Origin of the sequence: Flavobacterium sp., assembly GCF_965262375.1 — a bacterium.
Classification (GTDB): Bacteria; Bacteroidota; Bacteroidia; order Flavobacteriales; family Flavobacteriaceae; genus Flavobacterium.
This window is the reverse complement of the sequence record NZ_OZ253527.1, coordinates 282116-298667: the sequence shown is the minus strand read 5'-3', so window position 1 is coordinate 298667 and position 16552 is coordinate 282116. Positions and strand designations below refer to the sequence as shown.

General features: G+C 33.9%; 15 protein-coding genes. 11 read left to right on the top strand and 4 right to left on the bottom strand.

The window, feature by feature from the left end:
* Positions 1 to 12: 12 nt before the first annotated feature.
* The 8 genes from ACQY29_RS01380 (at position 13) to ACQY29_RS01345 (ending at position 8879) form a co-directional block, all read left to right on the top strand.
* A complete protein-coding gene (locus ACQY29_RS01380; protein WP_428223477.1) occupies positions 13 to 204 on the top strand; it encodes a hypothetical protein in 192 nt (63 codons plus the stop codon).
* Positions 204 to 488, top strand: a complete 285-nt coding sequence (locus ACQY29_RS01375) for a type II toxin-antitoxin system RelE/ParE family toxin (protein WP_428223476.1) — start codon at positions 204 to 206, stop codon at positions 486 to 488. Before ACQY29_RS01380 ends, ACQY29_RS01375 begins: the two co-directional genes overlap by 1 nt.
* A gap of 59 nt (positions 489 to 547) precedes the next feature.
* The gene (locus tag ACQY29_RS01370; RefSeq protein WP_428223475.1) at positions 548 to 1486 is read left to right on the top strand and encodes a mevalonate kinase family protein; all 939 of its coding nucleotides are present in this window, start codon (positions 548 to 550) and stop codon (positions 1484 to 1486) included.
* A 124-nt stretch (positions 1487 to 1610) separates the two neighbouring features.
* Complete coding sequence (locus ACQY29_RS01365; RefSeq protein ID WP_428223474.1) at positions 1611 to 2528, top strand: geranylgeranylglycerol-phosphate geranylgeranyltransferase; 918 nt, start codon at positions 1611 to 1613, stop codon at positions 2526 to 2528.
* Positions 2529 to 2598: 70 nt separating this feature from the next.
* Complete coding sequence (locus ACQY29_RS01360) at positions 2599 to 3465, top strand: pseudouridine synthase (RefSeq protein ID WP_428223473.1); 867 nt, start codon at positions 2599 to 2601, stop codon at positions 3463 to 3465.
* 198 nt (positions 3466 to 3663) lie between these two features.
* Positions 3664 to 6387 (top strand): AsmA family protein, encoded by a 2724-nt coding sequence (locus tag ACQY29_RS01355; protein ID WP_428223472.1) that lies wholly within the window; start codon positions 3664 to 3666, stop codon positions 6385 to 6387.
* Positions 6388 to 6483: 96 nt separating this feature from the next.
* Entirely contained in the window at positions 6484 to 8238 is a 1755-nt protein-coding gene (locus ACQY29_RS01350; protein WP_428223471.1) for a DUF885 domain-containing protein, read from the top strand.
* Positions 8239 to 8324: 86 nt separating this feature from the next.
* Positions 8325 to 8879, top strand: a complete 555-nt coding sequence (locus tag ACQY29_RS01345) for a hypothetical protein (RefSeq protein WP_428223470.1) — start codon at positions 8325 to 8327, stop codon at positions 8877 to 8879.
* Here the strand turns inward: ACQY29_RS01345 and ACQY29_RS01340 are convergent.
* The gene (locus tag ACQY29_RS01340; protein WP_428223469.1) at positions 8874 to 9785 is read right to left on the bottom strand and encodes a GYDIA family GHMP kinase; all 912 of its coding nucleotides are present in this window, start codon (positions 9783 to 9785) and stop codon (positions 8874 to 8876) included. The genes ACQY29_RS01345 and ACQY29_RS01340 overlap by 6 nt on opposite strands.
* A 154-nt stretch (positions 9786 to 9939) precedes the next feature.
* Here ACQY29_RS01340 and ACQY29_RS01335 point away from each other — a divergent pair, with 154 nt between their 5' ends.
* Complete coding sequence (locus tag ACQY29_RS01335) at positions 9940 to 10722, top strand: hypothetical protein (protein WP_428223468.1); 783 nt, start codon at positions 9940 to 9942, stop codon at positions 10720 to 10722.
* Between the two features lie 30 nt (positions 10723 to 10752).
* Here ACQY29_RS01335 and ACQY29_RS01330 read toward each other — a convergent pair whose 3' ends face one another.
* The 3 genes from ACQY29_RS01330 to ACQY29_RS01320 are packed head-to-tail and all read right to left on the bottom strand — an operon-like array spanning position 10753 to position 12597.
* A complete protein-coding gene (locus ACQY29_RS01330; protein ID WP_428223467.1) occupies positions 10753 to 12069 on the bottom strand; it encodes a hydroxymethylglutaryl-CoA reductase, degradative in 1317 nt (438 codons plus the stop codon).
* 5 nt (positions 12070 to 12074) lie between these two features.
* On the bottom strand, positions 12075 to 12356 hold the full coding sequence (locus tag ACQY29_RS01325) for a type II toxin-antitoxin system RelE/ParE family toxin (protein WP_428223466.1): 282 nt from the start codon (positions 12354 to 12356) through the stop codon (positions 12075 to 12077).
* Positions 12346 to 12597 carry a hypothetical protein gene (locus tag ACQY29_RS01320; protein ID WP_428223465.1) on the bottom strand — a complete coding sequence of 84 codons (252 nt, stop codon included), beginning with the start codon at positions 12595 to 12597 and terminating at the stop codon, positions 12346 to 12348. Before ACQY29_RS01320 ends, ACQY29_RS01325 begins: the two co-directional genes overlap by 11 nt.
* A 156-nt stretch (positions 12598 to 12753) precedes the next feature.
* On the opposite strand from ACQY29_RS01320, the gene ACQY29_RS01315 reads away from it, so the two are divergent.
* Entirely contained in the window at positions 12754 to 14925 is a 2172-nt protein-coding gene (locus ACQY29_RS01315) for a S9 family peptidase (protein ID WP_428223464.1), read from the top strand.
* A gap of 70 nt (positions 14926 to 14995) precedes the next feature.
* The gene (locus ACQY29_RS01310) at positions 14996 to 16528 is read left to right on the top strand and encodes a peptide MFS transporter (RefSeq protein WP_428223463.1); all 1533 of its coding nucleotides are present in this window, start codon (positions 14996 to 14998) and stop codon (positions 16526 to 16528) included.
* Positions 16529 to 16552 lie beyond the last annotated feature (24 nt).

Below are 16552 nucleotides of genomic sequence, written 5' to 3'. Positions count from 1 at the left end.
AAAATACAGCTAATGAAGTTACTTCTGGAAACAGAGGATGTCTCGATTATTGAGTCTATCAAGCAGGTTTTTCAAAAAAAATATCACGATAAGGAGGATGATTTGCCTGAGGCTTTAAGAGAGTCTATAGATGCAGGTTTGAAAGATATAGCTGAAGGTAGGGTAGTGCCTTATGAAGAAGTGAAGAAAAAATATGGATGGTGATGAGAGAATTTGAATTTTCTCAAAAAAGTCTGAAAGAAATAGATACGATTGCGGAGTATTTAGCATTTAAATGGTCAACACGAGTTCGAGAAAAGTTTCTGAATGATTTAAATAAGAATTTTCAATTTATAGCATCCAATCCAGAAATGTTTCCAAACGGGAATTATAAAAAAATAAATAAATGTGTGGTCTCAAAACAAACTACTATTTATTTTAAATTTGATACTAAAAAGATTACTATTGTTACTGTTTTCGATACACGTCGAAATCCAAACAATATATAAGACGTAAATAAATATTAGATAAAATCTATACATAGATTCAAAAACATAAAGAATAAAAAATGAAAGGACCGTTGTTTTACTCAAAAATTCTTCTTTTTGGAGAGTACGGAATTATTAAAGATTCTAAAGGATTGGCTATCCCGTACAATTTTTATAACGGGGCACTAAAAATTGAGGAAAATCCTTCGGAGGAAGCGATAAAATCCAATCAAAGTTTACAGCGTTTTGCGCAATATTTGAAAGAGTTGCAAGAAGAACAACCTGCATTGGTTACGTTCAACTTCTCAGCTTTAGAGCAAGATGTGGCTCAAGGAATGTATTTCGATTCGAGTATTCCACAAGGTTATGGTGTGGGGAGTAGCGGTGCTTTAGTGGCATCTATTTACGATAAGTATGCTTTGAACAAAATTACGGTGTTAGAAAATTTAACCCGTGAAAAATTATTGCAGTTAAAAGGGATTTTCTCACAAATGGAATCGTTTTTTCATGGGAGAAGTTCAGGTTTAGACCCTTTAAACAGTTATTTAAGTTTACCTATTCTGATTAATTCGCAAGATAATATTGAAGCTACAGGGATACCTACACAAAGTGCTACGGGTAAAGGAGCAGTTTTCTTGTTAGATTCTGGAACTGTGGGTGAAACAGCTCCTATGGTGAGTATTTTTATGGAAAAATTGAAAGAAGAAGGTTTCCGTAAAATGCTTAAATCTGAATTCATCAAATATACGGATGCCTGTGTGGAGCATTTCTTAAAAGGGGAAGTTAAAGCTTTATTCAGCAATACGAAGGAATTGTCTAAAGTGGTATTAAGCAACTTCAAACCGATGATTCCTGAGCAATTCCACCAAGTGTGGCAAAAAGGTATTGATACTAATGATTACTACTTGAAACTGTGTGGTTCAGGTGGAGGTGGGTACATTCTTGGTTTTGCTGAAGATTTTGAAAAAGCAAAACAAGCCTTGAAAGAGTATAAATTAGAAGTGGTTTATCAGTTTTAATGGTAAGGTTTAAAGTTTAAAGTTTCAAGTTCAAAAGTTTTGAATTTGAAACTTTTTTCTTGTTCATCATTTCAAAAGATTTTAATAAAAAAATTTCACCTAAAACTCAAAGGAAATTTTATCTGTGTTAACCCGAAAATCCAAATATCTCCTTTTAAAAATACTCAGTTTATTCTCCGTGGTTCGTGGGTATAATATTGCTATTATTGTATTGGCTCAGTATTTATCATCCATTTTTATTCTAGCGCCAGAACGTCGGGCGTTGGATGTTGTATTAGATTGGCGATTGTTGCTATTGGTTTTCGTGTCCACCTTAGTAATTGCCTCGGGGTATATTATCAATAATTTTTACGATTCAGAAAAGGATTTGATTAATCGCCCGAATAAGTCGATGTTGGATAGATTGGTAAGTCAAAAAACAAAATTGCAAGTATATTTCGCGTTGAATTTTTTAGCAACGGCTTTAGCTTTTATTATCTCTCTTCGCGCAGCCTTGTTTTATTCGGTATATATTTTTCTAATTTGGTTCTATTCACATAAATTAAAAAAATATCCTATAGTGGGTAATCTTACCGCTTCCTTGCTGGCGGTTTTGCCATTCTTTGGGATATTGCTGTACTTCAAAAATTTCTATCAGGTCATTTTTGCGCATGCCTCTTTTTTGTTGTTGTTGATTTTGATTCGTGAAATGGTCAAAGATTTAGAAAACATCAAAGGCGATTTGGCAACTAATTACCAAACGATTCCTGTTCGTTTTGGAGAAAAAATTTCCAAGTACATCATCACCATCTTAACGTTGGCGACCATAATCCCTATTTATATTTTGGTTGAAAAATTTAATGTAGGTTATATGGAAGTCTATTTTTATGTCAGTTTGCTTGTTTTAATGGCTTTTCTTATCAAACTTTGGCAGTCTAATGCACACACCGATTATGTGCGTTTGCATACAGCTTTGAAAGTCCTTATCGTTGCGGGGGTATTCAGTATTATACTTATAGAGCCTTTGGTTTTGGTACACGGGAGGCAAGTCATTGGGGTTTAATAGTTTTATATTTTACAGAACAGCTGTTTTTTTCATAATTAACTAATATCTTTGCAAAAAAATATTCGCGATGATTAAAGGAAGAGGAAATAATAAAAAGACATCAAACAAACCGTCTTTTGGAAAAAGAGATGGAGGAAATTCGAAACCTAATTTTAAAAAATCTGGTCCCGCAACGGGTAAACCAAGATTTGAGAAAAAACCTAAACCGGTGACTTCATTAAATGAGGAAGAAATTCGTTTGAATAAATATATTTCTAATTCTGGAGTTTGTTCGCGTCGTGATGCAGATATCTACATCCAATCGGGTAATGTGCGTGTAAACGGTGAAGTGGTTACAGAAATGGGATACAAAGTTAAACCTGGTGATGTAGTTAATTTTGATGGGAGCGTAGTTACCCCTGAAAAAAAAGAGTATCTTTTACTAAATAAACCTAAAGGTTTTACCACTTCAAAAGAAGAGGATGCTAATGCTAATAACGTACTTGATTTAGTTCGAGGTGTGTCCAAATCACGATTAGAACCAGTAGGACGTATGGATAAAACCACAACAGGATTGTTGTTGTTTACCAATGATACGGATATGATTCGTAAATTTACCATTCCTAATCAGCGTACAGCAAAAATATACCAAGTATCTTTAGATAGAAACTTGAAATTTGAAGATTTAGAAAAAATCCAAAAAGGATTGTATATTAACGAACACAAAGTGTTTGTTGATGAGGTTTCGTATATTGAAAATTCACCAAAATCTGAAATTGGGTTACAAATCAAAACGGCTAATGTGAAAGTAGTACGTTCAATTTTTGAACATTTAGACTATAATGTGTTAAAAGTAGACCGTGTAGTTTTTGCTGGATTAACGAAAAAGAATTTACCTCGTGGTAACTGGAGATTCCTAACGGAACAAGAAATCATCAACTTGAAGAATATCTAAAATAGAGAATTTCAATATAGAAATATCCGTTGAGGTCATTTCGAAGTTTATGTAGTGCACATAGTTTCGGAATGATTTTGACGGATTTTTTTGTTTTATATCGCTGAAATTGTTTTGATAATGTTATTGTATAGCGTTTTTGTAAATCAAATCTGTAACTTTGTGGGTTATTAAGTTAATTACTTCTTTATTACTATAATGTTCAAAAAAATTAAAAAAATACACTGGATTATTATCGCTGTGCTGTTGTTAGTTATAAGTGTCGTGAGTATCCCGTTTTTGTTTCCTGATTTTATTACCCAAAAAGTCAAAGAATACGCCAATAGTCATTTGAAAGGAAACTTAAATTTTAAGGACGCACATTTATCTATCATCGAGCATTTTCCAGCGCTAACTTTATCGTTGGACGAATTCCATTTAACTGGAGCACAGCCTTTCGAGAAGCAAGATTTGATAGCTTCAAAAGAAATTGCTTTTGGTATTGATATCAAAGAGTTGTTAGCAGGAAAAATCCATATCAATAAAGTGTTTTTGGATAATGCGGAAATTCATGTGTTGGTTGATAAACACGGGAATGCCAATTATAATGTGTATGAGAGCGAACCTCAAAAAGACACCAAAAAAGAAGAGGAAACAAGTATTGAACTAGAGGAAATTGTTATTAATAATGCCCATATTAGCTATGATGATGCTTCTGCTCAGGTGAAAATGGATGCGCAAGGGTTTGATTATATTGGGAATGGTAGTTTGAAAAATAATATTTTTGAAATTAAAACAAAAGCCAAAATAAATGCTTTCGATTTTGTATTTAAAGGAGAAGAATATTTGAAAGACAAATCAGTAAATGCGGATTTAATTACTCGTGTGAATACGAAATCCCTAGCCTTTGTTTTTGAACAAGATGATTTACTTATCAATAAATTACCTGTAGACTTTACCGGAAATTTTGATTTCTTGCCTAATGGTTATACCATGAATTTTTTAATAAAGACGGATAAAAGTAATCTAGAAGATATTTTTACTGCTTTGCCTCCTAAGTTAGTTACTTGGATGGAACATACGCAATTGAAAGGAGTAACGGATGCTGTTTTAGCTTTGAAAGGTGATTTTATAGCGGAAACGAATAAAAAGCCTGATATGACGCTGGATATGAAAATCAAAGATGGTTTTATTCAGTACGATGGAGCTCCGTTTCCATTAGAGCAGTTTAATATGGATTTGCATGTAAAACTACCTCGTTTAGACCCAGAGTTGTGTGAAGTAAATATGCCTCAAATACAATTTGCCGTTGGAAAAGACTATTTAAAAGGAAATTGGTTTTCAAGAGGGGTTGCAAAGCCTTATGTGAAGTCAGATTTGAATGCAAATTTAAATTTGTACAATTTAACCAAGGCATTAGGAATCATGCCTGAATATGGAATTAAAGGACAACTTGCAACGCAACTAAAAGTAGACGGGGTACTCGATACAAAACAGAATGTACTGCCTCTGACGTTAGCTAAGTTAGATTTGAAAAATGGTTTTTTACAAACGCCTCACTATCCTAATCCTATCCAAAACATCCAGGCACAGTCGGTGGTTACAATTCAGAAGAATTTAGAAACAACACGAGTAGTTCTGAAACCGTTGCGTTTTCAGTTTGAAGGACAACCTATGTTTGTTGATGCGGATATCAAGAATTTAGTGGATGCGCAATACAATGTTAAAGCTAATGGAGGCTTGGATTTTGGGAAGATATATAAGGTTTTCGGTGTCAAAGGACACACGGTAGAAGGCTATGCAAAAGGCAGTGTATATCTTAAAGGAAGGCAAAGTGATGCGCAGGCAGGTCGTTTAAATAAATTGGTTAATAAAGGACAGTTTTATTTGCGTAATGTAAGAACGACTACCGAAAATTTACCGTTGCCTTTTTATATCCATCAAGGTTTATTCAAATTCGATAACGATAAACTGACATTTTCTAATTTTAAAGCGCGTTATGGTCATAGTAATTTGAATTTTAATGGATATGTGCAAAATGTAGTGAATTTCTTGACTTTGAAAAATGGAGTTTTAAAAGGTACTTTTGATATGAAAAGTCCGTATTTGAATGTCAATGAATGGATGGCTCCAGTAGGAAATACAACTAGTAGTACTTCCAAAAAAGTAGATACCAAAGGGGTAGTAGTGTTGCCAAAGAATTTTGATTTTGAGTTTACTACCGCTATAGATAAAGTACTTTTTGACGATTTGCAAATTCGTTGTTTAGAAGGCAAAACGACTTTGAAAAAAGGGGAAGTGGTACTCACTGACGGTAAATGCATGATTATTGATAGTCCGTTTCGTTTTGGAGGAAATTATAAAGCTAAGAATGCCCGTCGTGCCCAATTTGGAATGGACATTGCGGCTGAAGAATTTGATGTGCAACGTGCTTATAAAGAAATCAAATTATTTCGTGATATGGCGTCATCGGCTTCGGATGCTGAAGGAATTATTTCTTTGAATTATCAATTAAAAGGAGTTTTAAATGATGATATGTTCCCTATTTTTCCATCTTTACAAGGTGGAGGCGTGGTAGGCGTGAAGAAAGTGAAATTGAAAGGATTCAAATTGCTTAAAGCTGTGGGAGGCACCACGGGTCATAGCGGTTTTGATAGTGGCGAAGTTAATGATTTTGAAATTAAAACCTGTATTCAAAATAATCTGATTGAAATTGACCGATTTAAGTTTAAAATAGCAGGCTTTCGACCTCGAATTGAAGGGACAACAAGCTTTGATGGTAAATTGAGTTTGAAAATGCGTTTGGGATTGCCTCCTATGGGAATTATTGGTATCCCTTTGAAAGTTGAAGGAACGAAAGATAAACCCAAAGTTAGAATAGGAAGCAAAACACAAGGTATTCAAGGGGAACAGTATAATGAAAACACAGAAGATGCGGATTAATTCCGCATTTTTTATGAAGTTTTTTTAGTTAGAAAATTGTTAAAACATCTGTAAATGTTTAAATAAATTATAGATTTACTAAAAAATATGATTCAAATGAATAACTTAAGAACCCCAATACTCTCTTTGTCATTTTTATTGTTAACGATTAGTTGTAAAAAATCAGAAGTTGATTTTAAAAGTTTGACAGCTGATTACTTTAAAGATAAAAATATTCTAGATCCATTGAATGCAACTTTAAATGGACAATCGGAATTAAATGGTGATTTTGTTTATGAAATGACCGACTCACATCGTGCTAAGCAAAAGGAATTCATAGCTAAATATGAAAAAAATCTGGAGCAAGTAGATTTTGAAAGTTTAACCGAGGAAGAAAAATTGAGTTATGAAATCATACAATGGGAGTTAGGTATTCAAAAAGATTTGTTGGCTACAAAGGTCAATTTGATGCCTATTCAGCAGTTTTGGGGTACACATCTTACCATGACTCAATATGCTAGTGGTACAGGCGCACAACCTTTTAAAACTGAAAAAGATTATAAAAATTTTGCCAAGCGTATGGAGTCCTACAGTAGTTGGATAGACTCCGCTATGGTATATATGCGTAAAGGAGTTAAGGAAAAAATGGTGTTGCCCAAAGCGCTTACGCTTAAAATTATTCCTCAATTTGAAGAGCAAATCACACCGGAGTTAAGGGATAATATTTTTTATTCGACTATTAAAAATTTTCCTAAAGACTTATCAAGCGATTCAAAAAAAGCCATAACTGCAGAATATACGGAGGTTATTAATAAGAAATTGATGCCTAAATATAAAAAAATGGTATCTTTTTTAAAAAATGAATATTTGCCAGCAGGTAGAACCACAAGCGGTATAGGAGCTTTGCCTGAGGGAGATAAATTATACACTGTCCTAGCTAAACAATGGACCACTACGGATAAAACACCTCTAGAAATTCATCAGTTGGGTTTGCAAGAAGTAGCGCGTATCAAAGCGGAAATGGAAAAAGTAAAAACGCAAGTGGGCTTTAAAGGAACTATTGTCGAGTTTTTTGATTATGTGCGTAATAAGAAGGAATTAATGCCTTTTAAAAAGCCAGAAGAAGTAATTGCTAATTTCAATGCTATTCATAAAAAAATTAAGCCCAATGTAGATAAATTATTCTCGTTGCAACCTAAAACCCCTTTTGAAGTGCGTCGTGTGGAAGCTTTTCGAGAAAAAACAGCCAGTGCTGAGTATGTTCAGGGCTCTGCCGATGGGACACGTCCGGGGATTTTTTATGTGCCTATTCCTGAGGTAACTAAATATAATTACTATGGTGATGAAGATTTGTTTTTGCACGAAGCTATTCCTGGGCATCATTTTCAAATAGCTTTACAACAAGAAAATGAACAATTGCCTGACTTTAGAAGATTCAATTGGTTTGGGGCTTATGGAGAAGGTTGGGCATTATACACCGAAAGCTTAGGAAAAGAATTAGGATTGTATCAAGACCCCTATCAATATTTTGGGATGTTAGGGAATGAAATGCACCGTGCTATTCGATTAGTAGTCGACACAGGTATGCATTATAAAGGCTGGACACGTGAGCAAGCGATTAAATATTCCTTAGAAAATGAAGCCGAGAGTGAAGCGAGTATCGTTTCGGAAGTGGAGCGTTATATGGCCATACCTGGACAAGCATTATCGTATAAAATAGGGCAATTAAAATTGTTAGAGCTTAGAAAAAACGCCCAAGAAAAAATGAAAGATAAATTTGATATTAAAGTTTTTCATCAAAAAGTTTTAGAATCTGGGGTGTTACCTCTAGCATTGTTAGAACAAAAATTAGCGCAATGGATTAAGGAATAAAGTATCGAATGATTTCTACAAGTATTCTTACATAAGTTCATCATTTGTTAGTATCTTTATAGAACTAAATTTATTTCAATTGAGTTATGAAAAAAATAATTGCATTTTTAGGAACGTTTTTATTAGGCAATCTGAATGCTTTTGCACAAGAAGTTACGACTCCTGTAGTTGAAAAAACTACCGAATTAGTTAAACAAGATTCTTTAACTAAGTTAAAACAAATTGAAGAACAGCGTGTACTGGAAGCTAAAAATTTAGAAGCTAAAAAAATGGCTGAAGAAGCTAAACTAGAAGCAGCTAGAAAAAAGGCAGAAGAAGATAAAGCAAAAGAGGAACAACGTCGTTTGGCTAAATTGGAGAAAGAAAACAAACGCATGGAGAAAGAGCTCAAGCGTGCTGAGAAAGAACGCGAAGAAGCTATGGAGGCTAAAGAAGATCTTGCAAAAGCTAGAGAAAAGCAACAAGATATTTATGACGATATTGAGAAAGCTCAGAAAAAATTTGATAAGTTAAATCAAAAAGGAAAACTTTCTCCAAATGATATTGAAGATTGGAATAAAAAAATTGCTCGTTTGAAAGAAAAAGCAAGCGATCAAGAGAAGAAAATTAAAAAAGCACAACGAGAAGTAGAAAAACTATAGTATCATCTCCTCATAGCGCAAAATAATATCATACCCTTTAGCTTGAAAATAAGCTGAAGGGTTTTCTTTTGAAACAACCATAACAAAATCGCCTCCCCAAGCGCCAAGACTTTTAATAGTCCCTTCAAAATCCGCAAATAGATAGGATTGTACCGTGGGCGTTTCAAGCACCCTGCTCATCAGTGATTCGTGAGCTGTAAGTATATTTGAAAACTCTTCTAAAGTTTTAGCCTCAAGGATATTTTGGGTATAGGTGTTGATTTGTGTAATTATAGAGGCTATATCGTGTCTTTTCTCACGATAATTAGCAATAGCCGATCTGGAATTCTGTTTTTGATTCAAATAGACAAAATAGATGTTTTCTTTGAAATCAGGTAGAAAAGTCACTGGGGTAGCTAAAGGGGTTTTATCTGATAACTGATACGTGATAGGGCAGTCGTGTTGTGCGCAAGCAATGTCATAGCCACTACCTCCAAAACTATTGTGTAACAATTCAAACGCATCCACCGCTGTCCACTGTGCAATGTTATTGATAAGGGTAGAAGAGGTGCCTAATCCCCACTGTCTCGGAAAAGTAAGTTGCGTGGTTACTTTGTACCCCGTTGACGCTGTTAAAAAATCAGGATTTAAACTATAGGCATGGTGTAAAATAGCGATAAGCGTTGTTTTGATAGCGTCATTTTCAAAGTTTTCTTTTTGAATAACCGAATCAAAAGTAAACCTGCTTTCAAACCATATACTGCCATCACTATCTTGGCTGGCCCATTCTATAAGTTGGTTTTCGCCTTTTTCAATCAGCAAACGCTGACCGTATTTCGTGGGTAATGCTAAAGCTTTAGCGCCATCCAATACGGTATATTCTCCAGTGATTAATAATTTTCCGTTGCTGTAGAAGGATGCTTGCATGTTTTAAAAGTGTTTACTAGGTTTTAACGCAAAATTATGAATTCAAATATGATAAAGCTGTAAACTCATCTTTAAATTTGTAATAGGAATATGTTTGATTCAGGATTATATGAAATTTGTTTTTTTATCAGTTCTACTTTTTTTTACATCTCACATGAGTAGTCAATCAATTACCGCCTTGGAGGAAGTAGTTGTCAGAAATAAAGTAGATTTTTCTAAAATTTTAAAGAAAATAAAAAGTAAGCTTAACGAGAAAAGCGATACAGTTGGTGTTTATTATAACTTAAAAATGAATTTACTTCAGGATGAAAAAACGTTAATTGATATTGATGATACATTGCAATTGAAGATGAAATCAATGGGGTGTTTATCAAAGCTAGGCTTTTCTAAAAAGTATGCCAATAAGATGGAGTCATTAATTGCTGAGAAGTTTAACACTTTTAAATATCGGGATTCTCCTTTGCATTGGATAGCTGAATTTCCTTTAAGAAAGAATTTGAATGTTTCAAAACTTGATTTTTTGAACAATTTAAAAGAATACAGGTATGAATTAGTTGATGAAAATTCTATGGAAAATGGTTTAGTTTTTGTTTCTGACTCTCTGTATTCAGGAAAGATGGTATATAATAAACAAAGTAAGGAGCTTGTGTCTATTATTTATGAAAACGTTACTCCATATCGTTTTTATAATATCGTAGCAGTTAATGCTAGAAAATATGATGTGGAACAGAGCAATTGGAAGTATCTGAAGGAAAAAGTGATATTGAAATTTTCAAACAAGAATCCAAATGTAATTGAAACATTAAGTATAGAAGAGACAATAGATAATTTCAATTCGAAACAATTTAATAAAAAAGGTGAAGTCGAATTTTCCTTGTTAAATGATTATAAAAGTATATTCAAATTGACTAGATTGACCGATAGTATTAAAGGCTAGTGAGTTTTTTCTCTAGCCTTTGTACTTTTCTTACTTTCTAATCTCTTCCAAATATTCCACAACCGCACTATGCGATACGGTATTTTTTTCAAAATGTTTTACCACTTGCTTGCGTTCTTCCTCATTCGCTTGAAATTGATTTAAAATATTCATCAAGTGCATTTTCATATGTCCTTGTTGGATACCTGTGGTAGTCAAACTGCGTAAGGCGGCAAAATTTTGCGCTAGACCCGCCACCGCTATAATTTGCATCAATTCCTGAGCAGAGGGTTTTTCTAGCATTTCTAAAGCCACTTTTACTAAAGGATGTAAGCTGGTTAACCCACCTACCGTTCCTAACGCCAATGGAATTTCCATCCAAAAAGTAAAGATGCCCTCTTCAATTTTAGCATGCGATAAACTAGCATATTGACCCTCACGGGAAGCATAAGCATGTACACCTGCTTCCACGGCTCTGAAATCGTTGCCTGTAGCAATTACCACGGCGTCAATACCATTCATGATGCCTTTATTGTGGGTTACGGCACGATAAGGCTCAATCTCGGCTATGCGAACGGCTTGAACGAATTTTTCAGCAAATTCTTGTGGGTTTTCAATGTGTTTTTCAGCCAGCTCTTCTACTTTGCAAGAAACTTCAGCACGCACCAAACAGTTAGGGACATAATTAGATAGGATGCTCATCACTACGGTGATTTCTTTTTCCGTTTCGGTAAAGCTTTCGAACTGTAAAGCCTCCTCTTTCAAAGTTTTTGCAAATTGCTCCAAACACGAATTGATAAAGTTGGCTCCCATCGAATCCTTAGTTTCAAAAGTGGCATGCAATTGGAAATAATCGGCTAAGTCGGCCGTTTTATCTTTTAAAATAATGTCTAAAATTCCGCCTCCACGTTTTTGCATGTTTTTAGTAATGCTCTCCGTTTCTGAAAAGAATTTGGGTTTGATATGGTTGAAAAACGCGGTTAACTTTTCTTTATCTCCTTTGTAAATAAAGTGAACTTGACCAATTTTTTCAGTATTGATAATGGTGGTTTTAAAACCTCCACGGTTTGCCCAAAATTTAGCGGATTTACTGGCAGCGGCAACTACAGAACTCTCTTCTACAGCAAAAGGAATGGTGTAATTCCTACCATTGATGGTAAAATTAGGAGCTACGCCTAAAGGGAGATAGAAATTGGTAATTGTGTTTTCAATGAATTCGTCGTGTAATTTTTGCAAAGCCGCATCATCGTTCCAATATTGGGTGATGATGTGTTTAGCATGTTCCGCATTTGAAAAATGAGTAGTTACTATCCAATTGATTTTTTCTTCTTTTGAAAGTTTTGAGAAACCTGACACTGATTTGGGCATTTTATTTAATAGGTATTTTTGTTTTTAATTATACCAATAATTGTTATGAATTTTTCTTTTTCATCAATTTCATAAGTAATGGTATAACCTTTATGAATATAATCTCGATATAAATAGCTATCGAAGTAAGTTGATTTTTTATAATTGTACGGAAATTTTAAATCTTTTCTTATTGATTTCAATAAATCAGTCTTGAATTTTTTAGATGCTTGAGGTTTGTCTTTAGCGATAAAATTGATTATTTCGGTCAATAAAAAATAAAAATTTTCGGAAAATTTAATCTTCATGTTTAGATATAGTTTTTTCTAACATAGCGTCAAGTTCATCTATATCGTATAACTTACTTTTACCAGATTTTATATCTTCTACTTCTTTATGTAATTTGTTTCTATATTCCAAAAAAGAAGAATCTTCATTAACTTGATTGTCTTCTTCAATGATTTGCAATTCATTCTTAGAAAAAACTTGAAGCAAAGCTAAAAGTTTATCTTTGATGTCAGGCTGAAATGCTATTTTAATAGTTTCCATAACAGAATTATTTTGAATAACAAAGGTATAAAAAAAACACGCTCTCCGTTTTTTGAAATGTGATTAGCGTACTAAAACATGGAAATTAACAAAAAAATAAGTCTATGTTTACTTTTTTTTTACTAAAATTGGGCAATTTTTTATATAAATCAAAAGATGAGAAATAAATTAACGGCACTTTTAGTGTTGGTTTTGACATCCATTTCTGGACTTGCTCAAAAACAAATAACCTTAGATGAAATTTGGAATGGGACTTTTAGAGCTAAAGGCATGACCGCTTTAGAAGCCATGAAAAATACAAATCAGTACACAGTATTAGATTTTGACCGTGCTTCACAATCATCGCAAATTAATTTGTATGATTTTGCAAGTTTGTCTAAAGTCGCTACACTTATTGATTCTAAAGATTTTAAGGCTCTAGATGGTATTGATAGTTATGTGTTTAGCAAAGACGAGAAAAAGTTGTTGATTGCTAATCATACGGACCAAATTTTCCGTCATTCGTTTGTTGCCGATTTTTTTATTTATGATATCGCTACCAAAACACTGACTAAATTAGCCGATTATAAGGTGCAAGAACCTACTTTTTCTCCAGATGGTTCTAAAGTGGCTTATGTATATGAAAATAATATGTACTTGTACGATATTGGTTCAAAAAAACATACCCAACTAACCACAGATGGTAAGAAAAACAGTGTGATTAATGGTGTTACAGACTGGGTTTATGAAGAAGAATTTGCTTTTGTACGTGCTTACGATTGGAATTTAGGGTCTGATAAAATTGCGTTTATTCGTTTTGATGAATCGCAAGTGCCTCAGTTTTCTATGGATATGTATAATGAAGGTTTGTATCCTTCGCAGTCTGTTTTTAAATACCCTAAAGCAGGGGAGAAAAACTCGGAAGTTTCGCTACATATTTATGATGTAAAAAAGGGTTCTACTCAAAAAGTGACTTTAGGGAACTACAATGATTTTTATATTGCTCGTATCAAATGGACTAATGATGCCAATGTGTTAAGCGCGCAAGTACTCAACCGTCATCAGAATAATTTGGATTTACTTTTTGTAGATGGTACATCAGCTACTGCTAAAGTGGTTTTAAACGAAAAAGATAAAGCTTATGTGGATGTGTCAGATAATTTGACATTTTTGAAAGATAATAGTTTCATTTGGACTTCTGAAAAAGACGGTTTCAACCACATTTACCATTATGATAAAACGGGTAAATTGAAAAAACAAGTAACCAAAGGAAATTGGGAAGTAACGTCTTATTATGGTTTTGATGAGAAAAACAGTACCATTTATTACCAATCGGTGGAGAATGGTTCGATAAATCGTGATGTGTTTGCGGTAAAATTAGATGGTAGTGCTAAAAAACGTTTGACGACGTTAACAGGAACAAACACAGCCACGTTTAGTCCAAATTTTCAGTTTTTCATCAATTCGTTTTCAAGCGCAACGCAAGCACCTCGTTATACTTTGAATGATTCTAAGTCAGGAAAAGAGCTTAAAGTGATTACTTCTAATGAAGAATTAGAGAAAAAATTAACAGATTATCAATTATCAAATAAAGAATTTTTTGAACTAACTACGGAGAAAGGACATCAATTAAATGCTTGGATGCTTAAGCCTTCAAATTTTGATGCGAATAAGAAATATCCTGTATTTATGTTTCAATATTCAGGGCCTGGTTCACAGCAAGTGGCTAATCAGTGGAATAATTCTAACGATTACTGGTTCAAATTGTTAGCACAACAAGGTTACTTGGTGGTTTGTGTAGATGGTCGTGGTACAGGCTTTAAAGGTGCAGAGTTCAAAAAGTGTACCTACAAAGAATTAGGCAAGTATGAAGTAATTGACCAAATTGATGCCGCAAAGGTAATTGGTAACTATTCTTATGTAGATAAAACTAGAATTGGTATATTTGGCTGGTCATTTGGAGGATTTATGGCATCCAACTGTATTTTTCAAGGGGCTGATGTGTTTAAAACGGCTATTGCCGTAGCGCCTGTAACGTCTTGGCGATTCTATGATAGTATTTATACAGAGCGTTTTATGCAAACTCCTCAGGAAAATGCAAGTGGTTACGATATGAACTCGCCTATCAATCATGTGAGTAAATTAAAAGGGAATTACCTTTTAATTCATGGTACAGCCGATGATAATGTGCATGTTCAAAATACCATGAAAATGATTGAGGCATTGGTTCAAGCCAACAAGCAGTTTGATTGGGCTATCTATCCTGATAAAAACCATGGCATTTACGGTGGAAAAACCCGTTTGCAATTGTACACTAAAATGACCAATTTTATTAAAGAGAAATTGTAATTTATTTAAATAAAGAATCACCTTATAGTGATTGATATTAACAACCAAAACCAAAATTAAATATTTAAAAATGAGCGAAACAGCAAAACAAGGACACCCGAAAGGTCTTTATTTCCTTTTCTTCACTGAAATGTGGGAAAGGTTTAGTTACTATGGAATGCGAGCTATTTTCATTCTATTCATGACCAAAGTTTTATTAATGAAAGATGCCGAAGCTTCTGAAATTTACGGAAGTTATACTGGATTAGTATATTTAACACCATTGTTAGGTGGGTATCTTTGTGATAAATTCTTAGGAAACCGTAGAAGTATCATGATAGGTGGACTATTGATGGCTATCGGTCAGTTTTTTATGTTCTTGAGTGCTACCACAGGTGCAAACGGTGGAGTAGCTTTAATGTGGATGGGTTTAACCGCTATTATTATTGGTAATGGTTTCTTTAAACCAAATATTTCAACGATGGTAGGACAATTATATCCTGCTAACGACCGTCGTATTGATAGTGCCTTTACCATTTTTTATATGGGTATCAACTTAGGGGCATTCTTCTCGCCATTAGTATGTGGTTCTATGGATTTCAAATGGGGATTCTTAGCGGCATGTTTAGGGATGGTAGCGAGTTTGATTTTCTTTGTATTATACCAAAAGAAATATTTGATATCTGAGGAAGGGAAAGAAATTGGTTTACCTGTTAAGAAATTAGATTTAATTAATACGTTATATGTAGTAGGGTCAATTGGAATCGTATTTTTTATGTTGAACTTTAAGCAGTTATTCAATACAGATACTGACGTTATTGGGTACTTTATTTACGGTTCGATGGTAGTGATGCCTTTAGTGATTTTAACAGATAAAAGTTTGAATAGTGTTGAACGTAATCGTATCATTGTTATTTTCATCTTGGCTTTCTTCGTGATTTTCTTCTGGGGAGCTTTTGAACAAGCAGGTGCTTCTTTAACATTATTTGCAGATAGACAAACAGACAGAAATTTGATGGGATGGGAAATGCCAGCTTCTTATTTTCAATCGGTAAATCCGTTAGCGGTAATTTTGTTAGCTCCTGTGATGTCTATGGTATGGGGCTTCTTATACAAAAGAAATGCGGAGCCAGCATCTCCTAAAAAAATGGCTATTGGTTTAGCTTTAGTGGCTTTAGGTTACGGCGTAATTGCAATAGCTGTTAAAGGTTTAGGAATGGATGAAAAAGTATCAATGTGGTGGTTAATTGGATTATACATTATTCACTCTATTGGTGAGTTATGTTTATCTCCAATTGGATTATCTATGGTTTCTAAATTAGCACCTTTACGTTTGTCTTCTTTATTAATGGGAACTTGGTTCTTAGCGAATGCTGCGGCTAATAAATTTGCAGGTACACTTTCGTCATTAATTCCTCCAACACCAGAAGCGGGTAGTACTACACCAGTAGTTTATCCTTCTTTTTTAGGATTCCAAATCACAAACTTATATGAATTCTTTATGTTGTTTATCTTAATGACAGGTATCGCAGCAGGAATTTTATTTGTATTAAGTTCTTGGTTGCAAAAAATGATGCATGAAGACCACAAAGAAGGAATCGATTTGTCTGTAGAAAACAGATAGTCGTTTTTCTTAAATAAATTTTAT

Excerpts from the sequence above, each read along its gene's own strand:
- ACQY29_RS01375 (WP_428223476.1), top strand. The coding sequence starts at position 204 with ATGAGAGAATTTGAATTTTCTCAAAAAAGTCTGAAAGAAATAGATACG.
- ACQY29_RS01370 (WP_428223475.1), top strand. The coding sequence starts at position 548 with ATGAAAGGACCGTTGTTTTACTCAAAAATTCTTCTTTTTGGAGAGTAC.
- ACQY29_RS01350 (WP_428223471.1), top strand. The coding sequence starts at position 6,484 with ATGAATAACTTAAGAACCCCAATACTCTCTTTGTCATTTTTATTGTTA.
- ACQY29_RS01340 (WP_428223469.1), bottom strand. The coding sequence starts at position 9,785 with ATGCAAGCATCCTTCTACAGCAACGGAAAATTATTAATCACTGGAGAA.
- ACQY29_RS01360 (WP_428223473.1), top strand. The coding sequence starts at position 2,599 with ATGATTAAAGGAAGAGGAAATAATAAAAAGACATCAAACAAACCGTCT.
- ACQY29_RS01315 (WP_428223464.1), top strand. The coding sequence starts at position 12,754 with ATGAGAAATAAATTAACGGCACTTTTAGTGTTGGTTTTGACATCCATT.
- ACQY29_RS01380 (WP_428223477.1), top strand. The coding sequence starts at position 13 with ATGAAGTTACTTCTGGAAACAGAGGATGTCTCGATTATTGAGTCTATC.
- ACQY29_RS01345 (WP_428223470.1), top strand. The coding sequence starts at position 8,325 with ATGAAAAAAATAATTGCATTTTTAGGAACGTTTTTATTAGGCAATCTG.
- ACQY29_RS01325 (WP_428223466.1), bottom strand. The coding sequence starts at position 12,356 with ATGAAGATTAAATTTTCCGAAAATTTTTATTTTTTATTGACCGAAATA.
- ACQY29_RS01310 (WP_428223463.1), top strand. The coding sequence starts at position 14,996 with ATGAGCGAAACAGCAAAACAAGGACACCCGAAAGGTCTTTATTTCCTT.
- ACQY29_RS01330 (WP_428223467.1), bottom strand. The coding sequence starts at position 12,069 with ATGCCCAAATCAGTGTCAGGTTTCTCAAAACTTTCAAAAGAAGAAAAA.
- ACQY29_RS01335 (WP_428223468.1), top strand. The coding sequence starts at position 9,940 with ATGAGTAGTCAATCAATTACCGCCTTGGAGGAAGTAGTTGTCAGAAAT.
- ACQY29_RS01320 (WP_428223465.1), bottom strand. The coding sequence starts at position 12,597 with ATGGAAACTATTAAAATAGCATTTCAGCCTGACATCAAAGATAAACTT.
- ACQY29_RS01355 (WP_428223472.1), top strand. The coding sequence starts at position 3,664 with ATGTTCAAAAAAATTAAAAAAATACACTGGATTATTATCGCTGTGCTG.